Origin of the sequence: Pedobacter zeae (assembly GCF_014196715.1) — a bacterium.
GTDB classification, from domain to species: Bacteria; Bacteroidota; Bacteroidia; order Sphingobacteriales; family Sphingobacteriaceae; genus Pedobacter; species Pedobacter zeae.
In genome coordinates this window covers 373,520-393,120 of sequence record NZ_JACIEF010000001.1, presented here as the reverse complement: position 1 = coordinate 393,120, position 19,601 = coordinate 373,520, and the positions used below count along the sequence as shown (strand labels likewise).

14 protein-coding genes are annotated in these 19,601 nt (G+C 39.8%); 9 read left to right on the top strand and 5 right to left on the bottom strand.

Features of this window, described 5'->3' with window-relative positions; translation table 11 throughout:
• Window positions 1–1,013: 1,013 nt before the first annotated feature.
• Window positions 1,014–2,384 carry a dipeptidase gene (locus tag GGQ60_RS01495; protein WP_183759624.1) on the bottom strand — a complete coding sequence of 457 codons (1,371 nt, stop codon included), beginning with the start codon at window positions 2,382–2,384 and terminating at the stop codon, window positions 1,014–1,016.
• Window positions 2,385–2,639: 255 nt separating this feature from the next.
• Here GGQ60_RS01495 and GGQ60_RS01490 point away from each other — a divergent pair, with 255 nt between their 5' ends.
• From GGQ60_RS01490 to GGQ60_RS01480, 3 genes are read left to right on the top strand one after another with little or no spacing between them, the layout of a single operon-like run.
• A complete protein-coding gene (locus tag GGQ60_RS01490) occupies window positions 2,640–3,614 on the top strand; it encodes an SGNH/GDSL hydrolase family protein (protein ID WP_183759623.1) in 975 nt (324 codons plus the stop codon).
• 53 nt (window positions 3,615–3,667) lie between these two features.
• A complete protein-coding gene (locus GGQ60_RS01485) occupies window positions 3,668–4,216 on the top strand; it encodes a PH domain-containing protein (protein ID WP_183759622.1) in 549 nt (182 codons plus the stop codon).
• Window positions 4,216–5,721 carry a PH domain-containing protein gene (locus tag GGQ60_RS01480; protein WP_183759621.1) on the top strand — a complete coding sequence of 502 codons (1,506 nt, stop codon included), beginning with the start codon at window positions 4,216–4,218 and terminating at the stop codon, window positions 5,719–5,721. The genes GGQ60_RS01485 and GGQ60_RS01480 overlap by 1 nt, the downstream gene beginning before the upstream one ends.
• Window positions 5,722–5,770: 49 nt before the next feature.
• Here GGQ60_RS01480 and GGQ60_RS01475 read toward each other — a convergent pair whose 3' ends face one another.
• On the bottom strand, window positions 5,771–6,655 hold the full coding sequence (locus tag GGQ60_RS01475) for an NAD(P)H-binding protein (protein ID WP_183759620.1): 885 nt from the start codon (window positions 6,653–6,655) through the stop codon (window positions 5,771–5,773).
• Between the two features lie 81 nt (window positions 6,656–6,736).
• On the opposite strand from GGQ60_RS01475, the gene GGQ60_RS01470 reads away from it, so the two are divergent.
• Window positions 6,737–7,090, top strand: a complete 354-nt coding sequence (locus tag GGQ60_RS01470) for a winged helix-turn-helix transcriptional regulator (protein WP_183759619.1) — start codon at window positions 6,737–6,739, stop codon at window positions 7,088–7,090.
• 413 nt (window positions 7,091–7,503) lie between these two features.
• On the opposite strand, the gene GGQ60_RS01465 is transcribed toward GGQ60_RS01470, so the two are convergent.
• On the bottom strand, window positions 7,504–7,827 hold the full coding sequence (locus GGQ60_RS01465; protein ID WP_183759618.1) for a DUF493 family protein: 324 nt from the start codon (window positions 7,825–7,827) through the stop codon (window positions 7,504–7,506).
• 491 nt (window positions 7,828–8,318) lie between these two features.
• Between GGQ60_RS01465 and GGQ60_RS01460 the strand changes: the two genes are divergently transcribed.
• The 5 genes from GGQ60_RS01460 (at window position 8,319) to GGQ60_RS01440 (ending at window position 17,717) form a co-directional block, all read left to right on the top strand.
• Window positions 8,319–10,622 carry an ATP-dependent helicase gene (locus tag GGQ60_RS01460; RefSeq protein ID WP_183761186.1) on the top strand — a complete coding sequence of 768 codons (2,304 nt, stop codon included), beginning with the start codon at window positions 8,319–8,321 and terminating at the stop codon, window positions 10,620–10,622.
• A gap of 222 nt (window positions 10,623–10,844) precedes the next feature.
• Entirely contained in the window at window positions 10,845–14,384 is a 3,540-nt protein-coding gene (gene smc / locus GGQ60_RS01455; RefSeq protein ID WP_183759617.1) for a chromosome segregation protein SMC, read from the top strand.
• Window positions 14,385–14,782: 398 nt separating this feature from the next.
• Window positions 14,783–15,757, top strand: coding sequence for a M28 family peptidase (locus GGQ60_RS01450; RefSeq protein WP_183759616.1), 975 nt, complete (start codon window positions 14,783–14,785; stop codon window positions 15,755–15,757).
• Between the two features lie 188 nt (window positions 15,758–15,945).
• Window positions 15,946–16,317 carry a BlaI/MecI/CopY family transcriptional regulator gene (locus tag GGQ60_RS01445; RefSeq protein WP_183759615.1) on the top strand — a complete coding sequence of 124 codons (372 nt, stop codon included), beginning with the start codon at window positions 15,946–15,948 and terminating at the stop codon, window positions 16,315–16,317.
• Window positions 16,317–17,717, top strand: coding sequence for a M56 family metallopeptidase (locus GGQ60_RS01440; protein WP_183759614.1), 1,401 nt, complete (start codon window positions 16,317–16,319; stop codon window positions 17,715–17,717). Before GGQ60_RS01445 ends, GGQ60_RS01440 begins: the two co-directional genes overlap by 1 nt.
• Here GGQ60_RS01440 and rsmG read toward each other — a convergent pair whose 3' ends face one another.
• Both rsmG and GGQ60_RS01430 read right to left on the bottom strand, forming a co-directional pair.
• Window positions 17,718–18,353, bottom strand: coding sequence for a 16S rRNA (guanine(527)-N(7))-methyltransferase RsmG (gene rsmG, locus GGQ60_RS01435; protein WP_183759613.1), 636 nt, complete (start codon window positions 18,351–18,353; stop codon window positions 17,718–17,720).
• Window positions 18,354–18,378: 25 nt separating this feature from the next.
• Window positions 18,379–19,596: a glycosyltransferase gene (locus GGQ60_RS01430; protein WP_229685063.1), complete on the bottom strand. Its 1,218-nt coding sequence runs from the start codon at window positions 19,594–19,596 to the stop codon at window positions 18,379–18,381.
• Between the last annotated feature and the right edge of the window lie 5 nt (window positions 19,597–19,601).

The following is a 19,601-nucleotide window of genomic DNA, read 5'->3' as shown; positions in this document are numbered from 1 at the left end:
CGGTTTCGACAGCCCCGCTCCCGTTCCTGCTCCGATGAAGAATCGGGAGCTCCACTCAGATCGGGTTTAGGTAGCAGAGATAGCAATGTTATTAACGTTTTAAAGCAAATGCCAGGAACAAGCCTTGCCTATAAGAACGAACCGCTATTAAATAAACCCGACAAAGCTAAATAGCCCGGAATGGAGAGAAACGAAATGAGGACTATAAGCGAATGGCGGGACGAAAGCACCTATGGAATACAGGCCGTTCATTTTCAAAAAAATTACCCGAGGTAACAATTGATATCGTTTTGGAAAGCAAAACCTGTAATCCTTAGCTTTGGGGAAAGCCCCGCTCTTCGTTTCAAATCCTCGTCCTCATGTTTCGGCCTGCGGGTTTTACACTCCGACCAGGTTTAGCTGGCCAGGCTGGCAATACTATTTAAGTTTTATAACCTGGTGCCATAACAAGCCTTGCTTCGAAGAACAAACCGCGGTTAAATAAACCCGACAAAGCTAAATAGCCCGGAATGGAGAGAAACGAAATGAGGACTATAAGCGAATGGCGGGACGAAAGCACCTATGGAATACAGGCCGCTCATTTTCAAAAAAATACCTCAGGTAACAATTGATATTGATATCGTTTTGGAAAGCAAAACCTGTAACGCTTAACTTGTGGAAAGCCCTGCTCTTCGTTTCAAATCCTCGTCCTCATGTTTCGGCCTGCGGGTTTTACATTTCGATCAGGTTTAGGTGGCCAGGCTGGCAATACTGTTTAAGCTTTATAACCTGGTTGCCATAACAGGCCTTGCATCGAAGAACGAACCGCTATTAAATAAACCCGACAAAGCTAAATAGCCCGGAATGGAGAGAAACGAAATGAGGACTATAAGCGAATGGCGGGACGAAAGCACCTATGGAATACAGGCCGCTCATTTTCAAAAAAAATCCCTGCTTATTAAAAAAATAGGCAGGGATGGTCTTTGACTCCGCTCAGACTGAAAAATCGGTTGTTCAGGCTGATGCGATTAAGCTTATTTACTTAATTCTGCGAAATATTTATGGAATAAAGGCAATGTTTCGATTCCTTTATAATAATTGTAAATATCGTATTTCTCGTTTGGAGAATGTAAGGCATCACTGTCTAAACCGAAACCGAAAAGTACCGATTTAATACCCAAAACATCCTCGAACAATGCTACGATCGGAATACTACCCCCACCACGTGTTGGGATAGCAGTTTTACCGAAACTATCTTCAATCGCTTTTTCAGCGGCCTTGTATGCTATACTGTCGGTTGGGGTTACCACGGGCTCGCCACCATGGTGTGGTGTAACTTTTACTTTAACATTTTTAGGTGCTATGCTTTCGAAATGTTTGGTAAAAATTTCGGCAATTTCTTCTGAGTTTTGGTTCGGCACCAAACGCATCGAAATTTTGGCATTGGCTTTACTTGGCAGTACTGTTTTTGCACCTTCGCCAATGTAACCACTCCATATTCCGTTAACCTCTAAAGTTGGGCGGGTACCGGTACGCTCTAAAGTAGAATAACCTTTTTCACCCCAAACTTCTTCTATATCGAGGTCCTTTTTATATTCTGCTTCATCGTAAGGAGCAGAATTCAGCGCTTTTTTCTCTGCATCTGTTAATTCTACCACTTTATCGTAAAAAGCAGGAATGGTAATGTGGTTATTTTCATCGTGTAATGAAGCGATCATTTTGCAAAGAATCGTTGCCGGGTTAGCTACTGCCCCACCGTACACACCTGAATGCAAATCACGGTTCGGTCCTACCACTTCCACTTCCATGTAGGCCAAACCGCGTAAACCGGTTTCGATTGATGGATGCTCCATACTAATCATCGATGTATCTGAAATTAAAACCACATCGGCTTTTAAACGTTCGGCATTGTCTTTTACAAAAATACCAAGGTTTGCTGAACCTACCTCTTCTTCGCCTTCGATCATAAATTTAACATTGCAGGCCAGCGTATTGGTTTGCATCATCAGTTCGAAAGCCTTAACATGCATGTAAAACTGGCCTTTATCATCGCAGGCACCGCGGGCATAAATCTTACCATCGCGTACAGTAGGCTCAAAAGGTGGGGTGTGCCAAAGTTCTAACGGATCAGCAGGCTGAACATCATAATGGCCATATACTAAAACAGTTGGTAAAGCAGTATCTATAATTTTTTCGCCATATACGATCGGGTAACCGGCTGTCGGACAGATCTCAACATTATCAGCGCCGGCATCCTTTAATTTCTGCGCAACATAATCGGCAGTTTTTAAAACATCGCCTTTATATTTCGGATCAGCACTAACCGATGGAAAACGCAACAACTCAAACAGCTCATCTAAAAAACGTTGCTTGTGCGTTTCTACGTATTTTTTAATTTCTTGCATAACAAAATGAATTTGGACAAATATAGGCTTTACCAAATAAACAGCCTAAAAGTAGCTGCAAATTATAACTTTCTCGTAGTAAGATCAGTCTTACCACCAGGCGTGTTTTAAAATTTAAACCCGTCTGTTAATAAATACAAAAAAATAGTTTATTGTATGTAAAAAAGAAAAAAGCACTGTATCATTTATATTTACTTTTTTGTAAATTGCGCCCTTAACAGACATCCTTAAATCCTGTAAGAAAGAATTTTAACAATGAAGTTTAGCGCAAAAGTATTTTTATCTCTGCTGCTGCTTCTGTTTGTCCATGTGTATTCTTTCGCTCAGGCCCCAAGTCCAACCCGTGTAAGCTGCCCCGAAGCAGCTCAATACTACTCGAAAGACAGTATAAATATTGTAACGTTTGGAGCCAGCACCGTTGAGGGCGTAAAAGGTCTTGGTTTTCAAACCCTGCTACAAAATAATTTTATAAGTTGTTATACCAATAAAATCGTTGATATTACCAACCACGGTATTGGCGGCCAGACTACTTTTCAGGGGCTGCTCAGAATTGATAATGCAATAGCCAACAGAACAGGCTTTATTGTAATTGATATGGGCATTAATGATGCCCTTTCGATTGCTGCCGGCAAAGGAAGTGTAGCTGAAACTGTTGCCAATATGAGGGCTTTAATTACAGCAAGCCTTAAACAAAAATTAATCCCGATTTTGTGTACACTTCAGTTTGTAGATGACAGAACGATTAAAAGTTATGTTGCTGTAAATACCAATATCCGGAACATTAACACGGCATATAAAAAATTAGCAACTGAATATAAAATATATTTAGCTGATGTAAATGCGGTAATGAGACGCGATTTTAGTTTATACCAGGATCCTTTCCATCCAAATGCACGTGGCTACAGGTTATTGAGCTATGTGATTTTTGATACGATTAACAAGGCTATTTTTGACAAATTCCTAAAATTTACGGTTTCTCAGAATTATCCGAATCCTGCGGCCATGCAAACTTTTATTGATGTGGTTTTACCCGAACCGGATAAGCTTAACATCCAGATTTACGATTTAATGGGCCGATTGGTTAAAACTGTGGTAAACGAATACCTGAATACGGGTAAACACACTTTAGAGATCAACACCTCTACTTTCGTTCCCGGCATTTACTTCTTTAAGATCTCTTCCGATTCAGGACAATACAACACGGTAAAAAAGTTTATCATAGCGAGGTAACAAAAGCTTTAAATATTAATCAGATATTTGATTAATAAGTTATAATTTTAATTATGTCAGCCGATACACCTTTCACTAACGAAGCAATTGACCTTGAACACCTTCCGAAGTACGAAGAAATTTTATTAAAGCAGCCGCATGCCGATTATTGGAAAATTATCTGCATTAACTTATTGATCTTTTTTGGCTTGTTAGGACTCGGATTAAGTGCTCTACTGCTATTTGTTGATGAGTTTAAACTCAATGCAGTATGGATTGTACCTGTTTACCTGGCTTTAATCATTATTTTCTTCTTTCTTTTCCGTTTAAGCTTTAAAAAACGTGGTTATGCAGTACGTACACATGATGTACTCTATAAAAGCGGAATTATAGCTGAATCGACCACAATTGTTCCTTTAAACCGGATCCAGCACATTGAATTAAACGAAGGTATTTTTTCGCGGATGTATAAATTAGGGTCATTACAGTTATTTACCGCAGGGGGCCAAAGCGGGCATATCCACATTTCGGGTATACCTATCGGGGAGGCAAAAAGCATCAGAGACCTGCTTTTGAAAAAATTAGACCTGCTGGAAAATCCAATAACTGAAACAGAAGTGTAATGGACAACGATTTTAGCAAACCACAACGTGAATCGGCCTTTGGCATTATAATAATGGGTGCACATACCCTGGTAAAAATTGTAAAGGCAAGCTTTTTCTTATTTATTTTAGCATTTGTAAAAATGTCGGGCACCTCTTTTATCTACCTGATAACGGGCGTCCTGGCTATCCTGTTCATCAGCTTCATATTTGCATACCTGTGGTATTTAAAATTCACTTTCTTCCTGGATAAAGAAAAGCAGGAATTTGTGGTTAATAAAGGCATATTCAATCGCGATCAGGTTATTATTCAACTCGATAAAATTCAACAGGTTAACATTAACCAGAATATTCTGCAGAAAATTATTGGCGTTTATGGATTAAAAATTGATACCGCCGGTGCACATGGAGAAGAAGTAAGCATAAGAGCCATCGACGAAACGACTGCCTACAACCTTCAGGCACATCTACTGAACAGAAAGGCCATAGGTGGAGAACAACCCGAAGCGGTTCGTGAAAATAACCTTATTGAAGAAACACCATTTTTAAAGATCAGTGGCCTTACTTTACTTAAAGTGGGCTTAACTTCTAATTATGGACAAAGTTTAGCTTTGCTTGCCGCTTTTTTTTATACGGTTATTTACGAAGGCAGGCAACTGCTTGATGCATTCAAAATCAACAGGGATGAAATTCAGAGTACGGTAACAGGAATGCTAACCATTGTTACGGTTTTCATTTTAATTGCATGCCTTTTAATTGTACTGCTGATTATCAATCTCGTAAGAACCTTCTATAAATATTTCGAGCTTCAGATCATGCAGCATAAAGATGCCCTGCTCCTTTCTTCGGGATTAATTGCCAAGAAAAATACATTGATCAGCCCAAATAAAGTGCAGGTTACCAAGTACAGCCAAAATTATTTCCAGAAGAAGATGAATATGCTGAACATGAGTTTAAGGCAGGCACATTTTGGTCAAAACAAAAAAGGACATGAAATGCAGGGGAACACCCTCGAAATCCCGGGTTGTAATGTTACTGAACGTGATGAACTGTTAAAAATGATTCTGAGTAAGGCTCCTCTAAAGGGTAAAACCTTCATCCCCGACTGGCGTTTTCTGAACCTGCCGATTTTTTTCAGACTGGTTTTACCCGTTTCAATCTTTTTGATCCTGGCTTTTAATATTCCTGCGGTGAAACCTTTTATCGGTGCTGCATTCGCCTACTTTATAACAGGTGTATTGATGATTTATATCAGTTACAGAAGGCACCGCATTTCGGTAAATCAAGATTTCATCATCAAAACCAGCGGAATATGGGATATTTCGAATGAAATTATACAGCCAAATAAAATTCAGGCGATTACCACTTTTCAATATCCTTGGCACAAGGGTGTTGATGTAGGACACCTTTCTTTACATACCGCAGCAGGCCAGATCCATTTTAAATATGGCAATTATACCGAAATTAAACAGCTGGTAAATTATTGGTTATACCAGGTTGAGCACGATAACAAGAGCTGGATGTAAATGAAATAGCAATTGCCAGGTTTTAAAACCCGGCAACTGTTGAAGTATCTTAGCTATTATAAGCGGCAGCAAATTCAGCTGCAAAATCCTGAAGGGTAATGCTACCCAAAACCGGTCTGTTTTTGTAATAATCCGTAAAAAGCCTGTTGCTTCTGATCGCATCGCCCATTTCCACGTAGTTTTTGGCAATTTCTTCTGGTAAACCCGCACCAGTCATACCATTAAGGGCTTCTTCATCGCTAAATTCAATCCATGGTAATTCGGGTTTACCAACAGCGGCTCCTAAAGTTTTAGCTACATCGGCAGCTATGCTTTGGTCATCATTAGCTACATACAATACACTTTTCCCAATAAATTCACCTTCCAATGTTTCGGCAGCCACTTTGGCAATATGACGTGGGTGTACCAATACTAATTTGGCATCGGCACCAAAGTTTGAACCTAAAATATTGGCATGTTTAACCATATCGATATTTGACAGGAAATTGATAAAGAAATAACCTGCACGCAAATGTTTAATCGCTACCCCGTCCAGTTGGGCAAAAGTATTTTCCACCTGGTGTAATCCGGCAATAGGCCCGGTTCCGTCTGGTAAATCGGCACCAATGCTACTTAAATTCACTACCTTTTTTACTCCCGATTGCTGAATGGCCACAGCATAGTTTTTACCGATTTCGCTAATGTAAGCCTTAAATCGAGGTGCAGAAAAATCAGGTGGCACCATCGTGTAAATGGCATCGGCACCTGTAAAAGCGGCGGTTAAAAATGTAATATCGGCCACGTTACCAATCAGCGGAATAGCACCCAGTGCTTTAATAGCCTCTGCCCGACCGGGATTACTGCTGATAATTTTGACTTCGTGACCTTTGGCTAATAAAGTTTCGGCTAGTGGTTTGGTAATATTTCCTAACGATCCTGTTAATGTGATTTTCATGATATTTTGTTTTTAAATTATGAATGCAAAGCTATATTTGCACTTACTTTTATACAAGTACTTACCCCAAAGTATGTAGACATGACGGCAATTAAAGAGCTTTCGACCAGAAATTTTAATAAGGGTGTGGCATTAACCAGCTGCCCGGTAACCTTTGTAATGGAAAAAATTGGCGGTTACTGGAAGCCTATCATTATATATCATTTAATGAGTGGGCCAAAACGTTACAGTGAATTGAAAAGGGCCATTCCGCAGATTACCGAAAAAATGCTCATTCAGCATTTAAAGCAGTTACAGGCTGACGATATTGTGCACAGGGATGCACAGGCTGTTGTGCCTCCTGTTGTTACATATAGCTTAACAAAACCAGGAGAAGATCTTTTTACCGTGCTCGACTCAATGGTGGATTGGGCAGTTAAAAATGGTTCGGTTTAACTTCAGTGTTGTTTATACTATATCATTAAAAAGCACCTGACCTTCTGAGTAAGAGTTGATTAAAATACCATAAAGGCAGCAATTCAGGCACCTGGTTTTAAACTCCATTACCCGGAGCAGAGCATTTACCTCACCTTGACGTACCGAATACTACCCGCTGCCGAAGGCGCCCGCCCAAACGAACAGACCGGTATGAGCAAAGCAAAAGACTAACAGTACAAATGACATACGGAAGTGGCTTTCTGAAAATCAGAGGTCACCGTTTTGCATGCCAACAATTCATTTGCCTGAATGAAATAGGGTTCATTTCCGGTTAAGAAACATGAAGCTTAATCAATAGATACTGAAACAAGTTCAGCATCACGGACGATAAAATATGACTTTGGGTTTTAACCCCTTAATAATTACACAGCCTAGAGTATCATTATCCCCTTGATATTTCCTGCCTGTTTATAAACAGCTATTACCTCATCGGCATTTTGCACCTGTTTTTTTACCGTAATAGAAACATATTTTCCCGTTTTTGACGGTTGCTCCATAAATTCATCATCAGGTAAAATGGCACGCAAATCTTTTATTTTATCCAACCCCCCGGTGATGATAAATTTGAAATTATAAACTCCCGGGAACCGCTCAACACTTTCCAATTTCTCTTTTAAGTTCACATAAATGTCTGTACTCTTTCCCTCTGGGATATCAGTTAATTCAATATCCTTATTTATTCTTTTCTCTTCCATGATCAGATCCAATCAAAATCTATACCTAAACCATGAGTATGTAATTCTGACACATCGTTTAACTCAAAATCCGCCATTTTGATTGAATTAAAGGAATAACAGGTGTGACATATAAGTTTGACATCAGCTTAATATCTAAGCTTGTATTTAAAGCTATGGGTTTAGCCATGAATAGCAGCACAAATAACCTGCCTAAACCTTGGCGAAGCGGATACCGGCCTGGTGCATAAGGCCTGCAGGTGTATGAGCAAAGCAAAGGGCTACCGATACCAATGAAATACAGGTATTGCTTTTCTAAAAACCAAATAACGGTTTTACTATACCGACAACTAATTCGCAATAAAACATGAGCCTTCATTCAATAGATTCTGGAACAAGTTCAGAATGACGAGCGATAAAATATGATTTTGGGTTTTAAACTAATTACCAACACCTTTAGCAAAAAGCCATGGGAATTGTTATTTTTGAACCTCAAAAAAACAGGAGCCGATTTGGATTATTTAGCAGGATTAAACCCACAACAAAGAGCAGCAGTAGAAAACACAAAGGGACCGGTAATGATCGTTGCGGGTGCCGGTTCGGGCAAAACCAGGGTAATTACCTTCCGTGTGGCCCACCTGATCCAAACCGGTACCGATCCTTTTAACATCCTGGTTTTAACCTTTACCAACAAAGCGAGTAAGGACATGCGTGAGCGTATCAGTAAAGTGGTTGGTGCAGAGGCCAAAAATATCTGGATGGGCACTTTTCACTCCGTTTTTGCAAAAATTTTGCGTGTGGAGGCCGAAAAAATCGGTTATCCTAACAATTTTACGATTTACGATACTGACGATAGTAAAAGTGTAATCCGTGCCATCTTAAAAGAGATGCAACTGGACGACAAATTATATGCCCCGAATTTTGTTTACGGCCGGATTTCTTCGGCAAAAAACAACCTTATTTCGTGGGGAGAATACCAGGCCAACGATCAGATCCAGGCTGAGGATATCCAGAATAAACGACCGTTGTTGGGCCAGATTTACGAACAATACGCCAAACGCTGCTTTAGGGCCGGTGCAATGGATTTTGACGATTTATTGTTTAAAACCAATATCCTTTTAAAAGAGCATCCTGATGTTTTAAACAAATACCAGCAGAAATTCAGGTACCTGATGGTGGATGAGTACCAGGACACCAACTTTTCACAGTATACCATTGTTAAAAAGCTGGCTGCCGCCTATCAGAACATCTGTGTAGTGGGTGATGACGCACAGAGTATTTACGCTTTCCGTGGTGCAAACATCCAGAACATCTTAAATTTCGAACGCGATTATCCTGATTTAAAAGTTTATAAACTGGAGCAAAATTACCGTTCTACCCAAAATATTGTTGATGCAGCAAGCAGTATTATTGCCAATAACAAAAACCAGCTGGAAAAAAATGTGTTTTCAGAAAATGTTCCAGGCGACAGGATCAAAGTTTCACGTGCTTTTACCGACAATGAAGAAGGTAAACTGGTTGCCGAATCCATTATCCAGGAGCGTAGCCTAAAAGGTTATTCCTACCACGATTTTGCCATTCTTTACCGTACCAATGCGCAGAGCCGCGCAATGGAGGAAGGTTTACGCAAACTGAATATCCCGTATAGAATTTACGGGGGCACATCTTTTTATCAACGTAAAGAGATCAAAGATTTAATTGCTTATTTCCGCTTAACCTTTAACCCTAAAGATGAAGAGGCTATTAAACGGGTAATCAATTATCCGAAGCGTGGTATTGGCGATACTTCAATCGATAAGATTATCGTTGCAGCTGATCAGCACAACCTTACCATGTGGGATGTGATTTCGAATGCACACCAGTATGTAGACGGGCGTTTGGCCAATCAGCTGAATGATTTCTCCATGATGGTACAGAGTTTTCAGGCGGAGGCCAAAAAACTTGATGCCTACGATTCGGCCCTGTTTATCGCGCAGCATACAGGTATTTTAAAGGAATTATATACTGATGACAGTGTTGAAGGACGCGCACGCTACGAAAATATCCAGGAGTTATTAAATGGTATTAAGGAATTTGCCGAACGTGAAGATATAGAAGAAAAGGGGCTTGATATTTTTATGCAGGATGTGGCCCTTTTAACCAATGATGATAAAGACGGCGATAAAAATAAAGATACCGTTTCGTTAATGACGATCCACTCTGCCAAAGGTTTGGAGTTTAAAAACGTATTTATTGTTGGCTTAGAAGAGAATCTTTTCCCATCGCAAATGTCTGTTAACTCCCGTTCCGACCTGGAAGAGGAGCGCCGCTTGTTCTATGTGGCCATCACGCGTGCAGAGATCAAACTTACCCTTACCTATGCTACTTCACGCTACCGTTGGGGAACACTAACCAACTGCGAACCAAGCCGTTTCATCAATGAAATTAACCCAAGATTTTTAGAATTAGACGTTAAACCGGCCAAATCAAATTCTTTTGACGGTAATTTTGATGTTGAGCGAAAAACATGGACTTCACAGCCCCGCGATTTTTTCAGCAAACCAAAACCCGCACCAGGTGCAACGGCTTCTGCCCCATCGGCACGCCCTAAAACCACCTCATTACTGGCAAAAGCGCATATACCATCGCCAGGATTTAGCCCTTCGCAACCACACGAATTTCAGGTGGGCATGGAAGTAGAACATGAAAAATTCGGTTTCGGAAAAATCGTCAGCCTTGAAGGGACATTACCCGATGTAAAAGCAACGGTATTTTTTCAGGGATTGGGCAATAAACAGTTACTGCTTAAATTTGCGAAACTGATGATTGTGAAGTAATTTTTTCACCACAAAGGCACCAGGTGAGGAAGAAAATTAATCTAAACTTTGTGCTTTTGTGTCTTTGTGTTTCATTATGGAAAATAGAATAAGAATAATGAAACGACTATTCTTTCAGTTTGCCTCCTTTATCTTTTCTATCAGTGGCCTTTACGGTGAAAACCACTTGAAAAAACACAAAATTATCCTTAATATTGAGGTCGGTTCTCCCGATTACAAACCATGCAACTTACCAGGTTAGAAATTAAAGGTTTTAAGAGCTTTGGCGATAAAGTGACCATCAATTTTAATGAGGGGGTTACCGCTATTGTTGGTCCTAATGGTTGCGGAAAATCGAATGTTATCGATGCCATGCGTTGGGTTTTGGGCGAACAGAGTACCAAAGCGTTGCGATCGGAAAAGATGGAGAACATCATTTTTAACGGAACAAAAAACCGTAAACAGGCACAGCTCGCTGAAGTTTCGCTAAGCTTTGATAATACCAAGAACATCCTTCCTACCGCGTACTCACAGGTTACCGTAACCCGTAAACTTTATCGAAACGGCGATAGCGAATACCGTTTAAACGATGTGCAGTGCAGGCTAAAAGATATTACCGATCTTTTTCTGGATACCGGAATCGGCTCTGACAGTTATTCGATTATCGAGCTCAAAATGGTTGATGAGATCATTACCAATAAAGAGCACAGCCGCCGTTCCCTGTTCGAGGAAGCTTCCGGAATTTCGAAATACAAACTACGTAAGAAACAGACTTTCAACAAATTAAAAGATACAGAAGCCGACCTGGAGCGTGTTGAAGATTTGCTCTTCGAAATTGAAAAAAACCTTAAAACATTAGAAAACCAGGCCCGTAAAGCAGAACGGTATTATAAATTAAAAGAACAATACCGCGAATTGAGCGTACAATTGGCAACCCATCGTATTGCTTTCTTTCGTACCGATTTAAATGCCTTAGAAATACAGGAGCAGAATCAACAGGTTAACCGTACAGAACTTAGCGCCAAAATTGATGCCGGCGAAGCCGAACTGCAAAAGCTTAAGCTGGATAGCATCAGCCAGGAGAAAAACCTTTCTGTGCAACAAAAAGCTACAAATGAGTTTGTTTCCAAAATCCGTGCCTACGAGAGCGAGAAAAAAGTAAAGAACGAACAGATGCGCTTTTTACAGGAAAAGGAAACACGTTTATCTGCCGAGCTCGAAAAAGATAAAAACCAGGTTAACCACATTAAATACAACATTAAGCGTTTAAATGAAGAAGTAGCCACAGAAACAGCTGTTTTTAGCCGCCTGGAATCGGATCTGAAGAGCTTGAAATCTGCGTTAGACACTTTGCGGGAACAACAACAGACGGAGAAAAACAGAATTGACAACCTGACCAGATCCGTTAATGAACTGCAGAACAGTGTATATCAGTCGCAAAAAGAAATAGATATCTTAAACATTCAAAAAGATGCCCTTGTACAGGAAAGCAACCGGAATGTTGATGATACGGAAACCAAAACCTTAGAATTAAAAGCATTTGATCATGCTTTGGCCGAGCTGGATATACAGGTTAGGGAAAAACAGTCCCATATTAAAAACCTCACTGAAGCTGAAGAAATCTTAAAAGAAAAATTGGCCGATTCGGAAATTAACTTAAGTTCGAACAAGGAAAAATTAGCGGCCGAAAACCGTAAAAAAGATGCCAAGCAGAACGAATATAACCTGACTAAATCGTTGGTCGACAGCCTGGAGGGTTTTCCGGAATCCATTCGTTTTTTAAAGAAAAACAATGCTTTTGCCAAAAGTGCCCTGCTCCTTTCCGACATCTTATTCTGTAACGAGGATTACCGGATTGCCATAGAAAACTACCTCGAACCGGTAATGAACCACTACGTGGTCGAAAAATATACCGATGCTGTTCAGGCCATTAATCTTTTAACCGACGCCAGCCGTGGAAGGGCAAATTTCTTTATTTTAGAAAATATTCCTGATAAAAACCCGCTTATTGGTACACACGAAGGCTTAGTTTCTGCTTTATCGGTGATTGAGGTCGACAAAAAATACCAGCAGCTCTGCAACCTGCTTTTACAAAATGTATATATTGCAATCGCCGAGCAGGAAAACCTATTCAAAGAAACACCAACCGATAGTTTAACCATTTTAGCAAAAAACGGGAAGTACGCACAGACCAAATTCACCTTATCGGGTGGTTCTGTTGGTTTATTTGAGGGTAAAAGAATTGGCCGTGCCAAGAATTTAGAAAACCTGGCTAAAGAAATTAAAGCCTCAGAATCACTGATCAACCAGTATAATACCGCTATAAAAGTTGAAACTGACAATATTTTTGCCTTAAAAGAGGCTTCAAAAATCAATCAGATCAATGCTTTACAGCAGGAAATGAACCGTTTAAACAACGAACACATTTCGGTGCAGACCCGTCGCGATCAATACCAGGAATTTATCACCACCAGCGAAAACCGCAAGACCGATATTGCCCAAAAAATCGTGTCGATAGAAAAAGCCTTATCAGAAAAATTACCTGCACTCGTTCAACTGCAAAAAGACCAGCAGGAAGCGCATGTTAACCTGCAGGAACAACAGCTTAATTATCAGGAAATTGCCGACCAGGTAAATGAAAGCGCAGGTAAGTACAATCAAGACAATATCCGTTTCCACCAACAACAGAATAAACTATCGGGCCTCGAAAAAGATTTAGATTACCGTTTCGTACAGGAGGAGGCGTTGAACAAACGTATTGCCCAAAACGACAAAGAGTTACAGGAAACGTTAACCCAGATTACCGCAACGTTACAACATACCGATCTGAACGATGATACGCTCTTAGAAATGTACCAGCAACGTGAGGAAATGGAAAAAGCGCTTGCCGAAGCCGAACAGGCTTATTTTACGAGCAAAGGAAGTATCAACGAAGTTGAAAACGACCTGACCAATATCCGTAAAAACCGCGAAGAAACCGATTTTCTGTTAACCGAGATCAAGGATAAAAAGAATGCTTTAAAAATAGATTTAAATGCACTAAAAGAGCGTTTAGCAGTCGAATTTAATATCGATATTAATGATCTTTTAGAAACCGAGCATGAAATTGAAGCGCTGGAAAGCGAGTTCGAGATCCGTCAAAAAGTAGAAAAGATGAAGCGCCAGCTGGATGAGTTTGGGGCCATCAACTCGATGGCGATGGAAGCCTTTAAAGAAATGGAAGAGCGTTATACCTTCATCCAGAACCAGAAAAAAGATCTCAATGCAGCCAAAACTGATCTTTTACAAACCATCAAAGAGATCGACGACACCGCAAAAGATAAATTTATGCAGGCTTTTACCCAGGCCCGCGAACATTTTATCGTGGTATTCCGTTCTTTGTTTAACGAGGAAGACAGCTGCGACCTGATTTTATCCGATATTAACAATCCATTAGAGGCCGATATCGACATAGTGGCCCGTCCGAAGGGTAAAAGGCCATTATCGATCAATCAATTATCGGGTGGTGAAAAAACGCTAACCGCTACCGCCCTGTTATTTTCACTTTACCTGTTAAAACCTGCGCCTTTCTGTATTTTCGACGAGGTTGATGCCCCATTGGATGATACCAACATCGATAAATTCAACAATATTATCCGCAAATTCTCAGATCAGTCGCAGTTTATCATTGTATCACATAACAAACGTACCATTGCCAGTACCGATATTATTTATGGTGTAACCATGGTAGAGCAAGGCGTTTCGAGGGTCGTGGCTGTCGATTTAAGGGAAGTGGCGGCATAGCATATTCCAGGCCCTGCAGGTTTTAAAAACCGGTGAAGCCTAAGGGGTTACAATAGCACACCTCAATTTTAGACCAAGCAATCTTTTATTAGCAATTTTTTTAATTTGAAAATGAAAGCAACAGCTTTTGTCGGCCTTCAGTCCTGCTGTACACTATAGCCTCGCGAAAAGCTCGGGCTGCTGCTTCCAGCAGGTTTAGCAATGCAATACAGTACAAAAAACAGCGTTTGCAGTTCTATATCCTAATAATTAATATCTTTAGGAAATTTTAGACGGGTAATCGTCTTTTCGAGCGAAGTGTAATACAGTCGAGAAATCTGCATCAACAGCTCTCTCACATGGCTTAATGCCGAAACGACGCCCCGTAAAGACGATTTTACTTATTGTAATCATAAAATATGAAAATCCTATATGCCCTTCCCTTAGCCATGATGCTAAGCTGCTGTTCATCAGTGAAGAACAAAAGCACCAGTAGCAATGAAAAGCTTGACACCCAACTCCTTAAAGACGTTGAAGTACTGGCTTCAGACGCTTACCAGGGCAGGAAAACGGGCACCAAAGGTGCAGAAATGGCCAGGACCTATATTATTGAACGTTTTCTGAAGCTGGGTCTAAAATCTTATCCTCAACATGTAAACTATGCCCAGGAATTCACTTTTAATGGCAGAAATGGTTCAAAAATAAACGGGACCAATATTATTGGATACATTCCCGGTAAAAATAGCAACGTTATTGTGGTATCGGCTCATTACGATCATTTAGGTGTGATTAAAGACGAGGTTTTTAATGGTGCCGACGATAATGCTTCGGGTACAGCCGGATTGTTAAAAATTGCAGCTTACTTTGCCAAACACAAACCCACCAACACCATAATTTTTGCTGCGTTTGATGCAGAAGAAATGGGCTTACAAGGCGCGAAAGCATTTGTAGGCAATCCGCCGGTGAACATTAATACCATTGCGATCGATCTCAATATGGATATGATCAGCCACAGTGATAAAGGCGAACTATATGTATGCGGAACATTCAAACATCCTGATTTAAAGAAATATGTAGATACGACCCGAACCAATATCAAAGTTCTTTTTGGTCATGACGACCCCAAACAGGGCCACGACGACTGGACCAACCAGAGCGATCAGGGTGCATTTAACGCTAAAAATATTCCCTTCCTGTATTTCGGTGTTGAAGACCATAAAGATTACCACAAAGCAACCGACGAGTACAACAGCATTACCCCTGCATTTTTTAGTAAAGCCGCCGAGGCCGTTTTAGATGTGGTAAAACGCATTGATGCGCAATCGGGTTTACAGCAATTACTTAAAGACAAGATGATTATGATGGACAATCCTCAAAAATCACAGAAGTTTTAATTACTACTTCTCCATCCGCTATAAAGAGATTAAAACCTGCCCTAACCGGCAGGTTTTTTTATACCATCCCATTTATTAAAAAAATAAAACACTGACTATCAAATAGTTAAAACAAATACTATAAAAATAGTTTGAAAACTAGTTTTATAGTATTAACTTCATTTAAGCAAACTATAAAAATAGTTACTATGATTAAAGAACTTACAAAAGCAGAAGAACAGATTATGCTCATCCTTTGGGAAATGGGCGAAGCCTTGGTAAAGGATGTAATTGAAAAAATGAACGAGCCTAAACCCGCTTACAACACGGTTTCTACCGTAATCAGGGTTTTGGAAGGAAAAGGCTTTGTCGATCATAAGGCCATTGGCAATACCTACATCTACTTCCCTATTGTAAAAGAAACTGATTATAAACGCTTTGCTTTAAATAAAGTAATGAACAATTATTTCGAAAACTCGTATGAAAGCCTGGTTTCGTTCCTGGTAAAAGAAAAAAGTATGAGTACCAAAGAACTCGATGAAATTATCCAATTGGCAGAAAAACTTAAAAACAACAAGTGATGAACTGGTTATATTACTTACTCGAAGCCAATCTATACCTCGTCATGTTTTATGGGTTTTATAGGTTGTTCCTCCACCATGATACTTTTTACGCCTTAAACCGGTATTACCTCATTTTCAGCTCAATACTGGCTTTTATACTCCCGTTTTTTCAACTCGGCTTTCTAAAAAAAGAAGTCGTAATCAGTTATGCAACATTTACCGGAACTCCGGAAACGCCATCACTTTTTACCCTTGAAAATGGCTTGTTGTTATTGTATGCCATCATCTCACTGGTTTTCATTTTAAAAATTTGCCTGGGATTACACAAGCTTCAAAGCATGATCCGTAAAGCTACAAAGATTAAAGAAAACCGTATTACCCTAATCGAGATCAAAAACTCCAAAATGGCCTTTTCGTTTTTCAATTTCCTGTTTATCGATCCCGAACTTGATCAGAAAACAACCATTTTAAAACATGAAATGGTTCATATCAGGCAAAAACATAGTGTAGATATTCTTTTATTTGAAATGATCCAGATTTCCAGCTGGTTTAATCCAATAGCCTATCTCATCAAGAACGATATTAAGCTCATCCACGAATACCTGGCAGACGAAGTAACTACCAATAAAGATATTGCCAAATACGAGTATGCCATGTTTCTGATCCAAAACTCGTATGATAATCAAAAAGTTAGCCTAACCAATCATTTTTTTAATTCGTCATTATTAAAAAACAGAATAAGTATGTTAAATCAAAAAAAATCGGCAAAATGGGCCAGGCTCAAATTGTTGTTTATCCTTCCGCTAACCGGATTGATGCTATGCCTGTCTACGATGGCATTCACAAAAGATTATGCGACCATCCAACTTGGGCAAAAAAAGGAAAGTTTAGCCATCGTTTTCCAAGACACCACCAAGAAAAAAGCCGCCAAGAAGAACTTACCACCATCCCCACCTAAAGAACCGGGCCAAATAAAATCTAAAAAAGTTAAGGAAATCACGATAAATGAACCACTTATCGTTACTGATCATAAAAGATTACCACCACCGCCACCAGCTCCTGGCCCTTTAAAATCAAAAAAACCTGGTCAACCGAAAGTTAATGAGGTTCGCTTCCCTCTTCCTATTGTAAAAAAAGATAAAAAGGACATGCCGGCACCACCGCCGCCACCGGTTGAACCAAAGCCAGCCAAAAGCGGAAATGACAGTGAAACAATTACCGGTATTGCCGTAACCAATGATGATAATAAGGCACAATCTATTACAAGTACCTCACCGGCAGAACAAAAGGATTTAAAACCTGTAACTGTTGTTGGCTACCCAAGTACAGGCAATAAAAGTACAATTCCCGTTAAAAAGGTAAAAGGAATAAAGATCGAAGAAGTTATCGTGGTGGGTCAGCCCAGCAAAAAACAATAATTACTGCGGTACGTAAACCACATACTTGGTTTCGAAGAAATCTTCTTCAAAATAAGCTGAAAGCGGATATAGTTCTGCTTTCAGTTTAGATTCTTTGATTTCTTCAGCCAAATCGCCACCTTTTAAATACAGGATCCCATTCGGAATGGCGTTAATCGATTCTTTTTTAAATTTACCTTGTATCCAGGGATAAAACTCACCTAAACGGGTAACTGCCCGTGAAACCACGAAATTAAACTTTTCTTTAACCTGTTCGGCCCTTAAATGATCGGCTCTTAAATTCTTTAAACCTAATGCCGCAGCCACTTCCTTTACCACTTTAATTTTTTTCCCGATAGAGTCTACCAGGTAAAATTGCGTATCAGGAAATAAAATGGCCAAGGGAACACCTGGAAAACCACCACCTGTGCCCACATCCAATACAGATTCGCCGGCTTTAAAAGTACACACCTTAGCGATTCCTAACGAATGCAATACGTGGCGCTCATATAACTCTTCAATATCTTTTCTCGAAATTACATTGATCTGCGCATTCCAAAAGCTATACAATTCGAACAGCTTTGAAAACTGCGCCATTTGTTTTTCGCTTAAATCAGGGAAATATTTTAAAATGATATCGGGCTTTACATCAGGCATATTATGATCTCTAAAGGATTATTGATTATTTCCAGTTTACTTTTTTCTTACCAAAAAGGGCTAAAAATCCATTCAGGGTTAAAAATACAAACAAAAGTATATCTAAAATCGGGAACCACCAACGCAAATCGCCATAGCTTAACCTTTTCAGTAGCTTTGGATAGATGAAACACCTGATGAGAATACTTAATGCCAATATCCCCAAGGCTATATATTGTGACTCACGGCTAAAAAACATACATACAGCAAAAAAGCCATAAAACAAAAACTGGAATACGATCTGCAGGCTCAAAATAAATTTATGCTTGGGTTTATAAAGTTTACCCGCTCCAAAATGCCTCTTCTTCTGTCTCAGGTAACCACGCCAGGTTTTATTTGGTTCGCTCCAAACATGACTGTCGCGATGTAAACGGATTTCCGTATTGTATTTAGTTGCGTGTGCATTTACAAATAAATCGTCGTCACCGGATGGAATGTGCATGTGTGCAGCAAAGCCTTTATTCTTAAAAAAAAGCGATTTTTTGTAAGCCATATTTCGCCCTACCCCCATATACGGCATCCCTTTTAATGCAAATGACAGGTAATTTACTGCTGTAAAAAAGGTTTCAAACCGGATCAGCGCATTTAAAAGGGTTCGTTTTTTCATATAAGGAGAATACCCCAATACAATTTCTGTGTTTTCATCGGCCGGCTGCTGCATATCCATTAGCCAGTGTTCAGAAGCAGGTATACAATCGGCATCGGTGAAAACCAGCCAATCATATTTGGCAGCCTTTATCCCCATGGTTACGGCAAACTTTTTGCCGGCAATAAACTTATCATTGTCTAAAATCTTAACCACTTTGAGCCTGGAATACTTCTTCTCCAATTGTTCTAAAAACTCGCCGGTACCATCCCAGGAGCGATCATTAACCACAACCACCTCAAATTCAGGGTAATTCTGGCTAAATAACGAAGGAAGATACTGTTCTAAATTTACAATTTCATTCCTCGCACATACAATAACACTTATGGGCTTACGTGCCGATAACGGCACCTCTTCAATCGCCACCCTGGCCAGTTTCAGGTGAACAAAAAGGACATAATAGAGTTGAACCAAAAGGCAAAAAGCCAATATCGAGAGCAGGATAATTTCAAGTGGGGTTACGATCACGATGGTAAAATAAACAGGCGCAAATTTCTCATTTTTAATCTGTAAAACACTTTTATGTGGATAAAAAATTAAACAAAATAATGCCCTCAATTTTT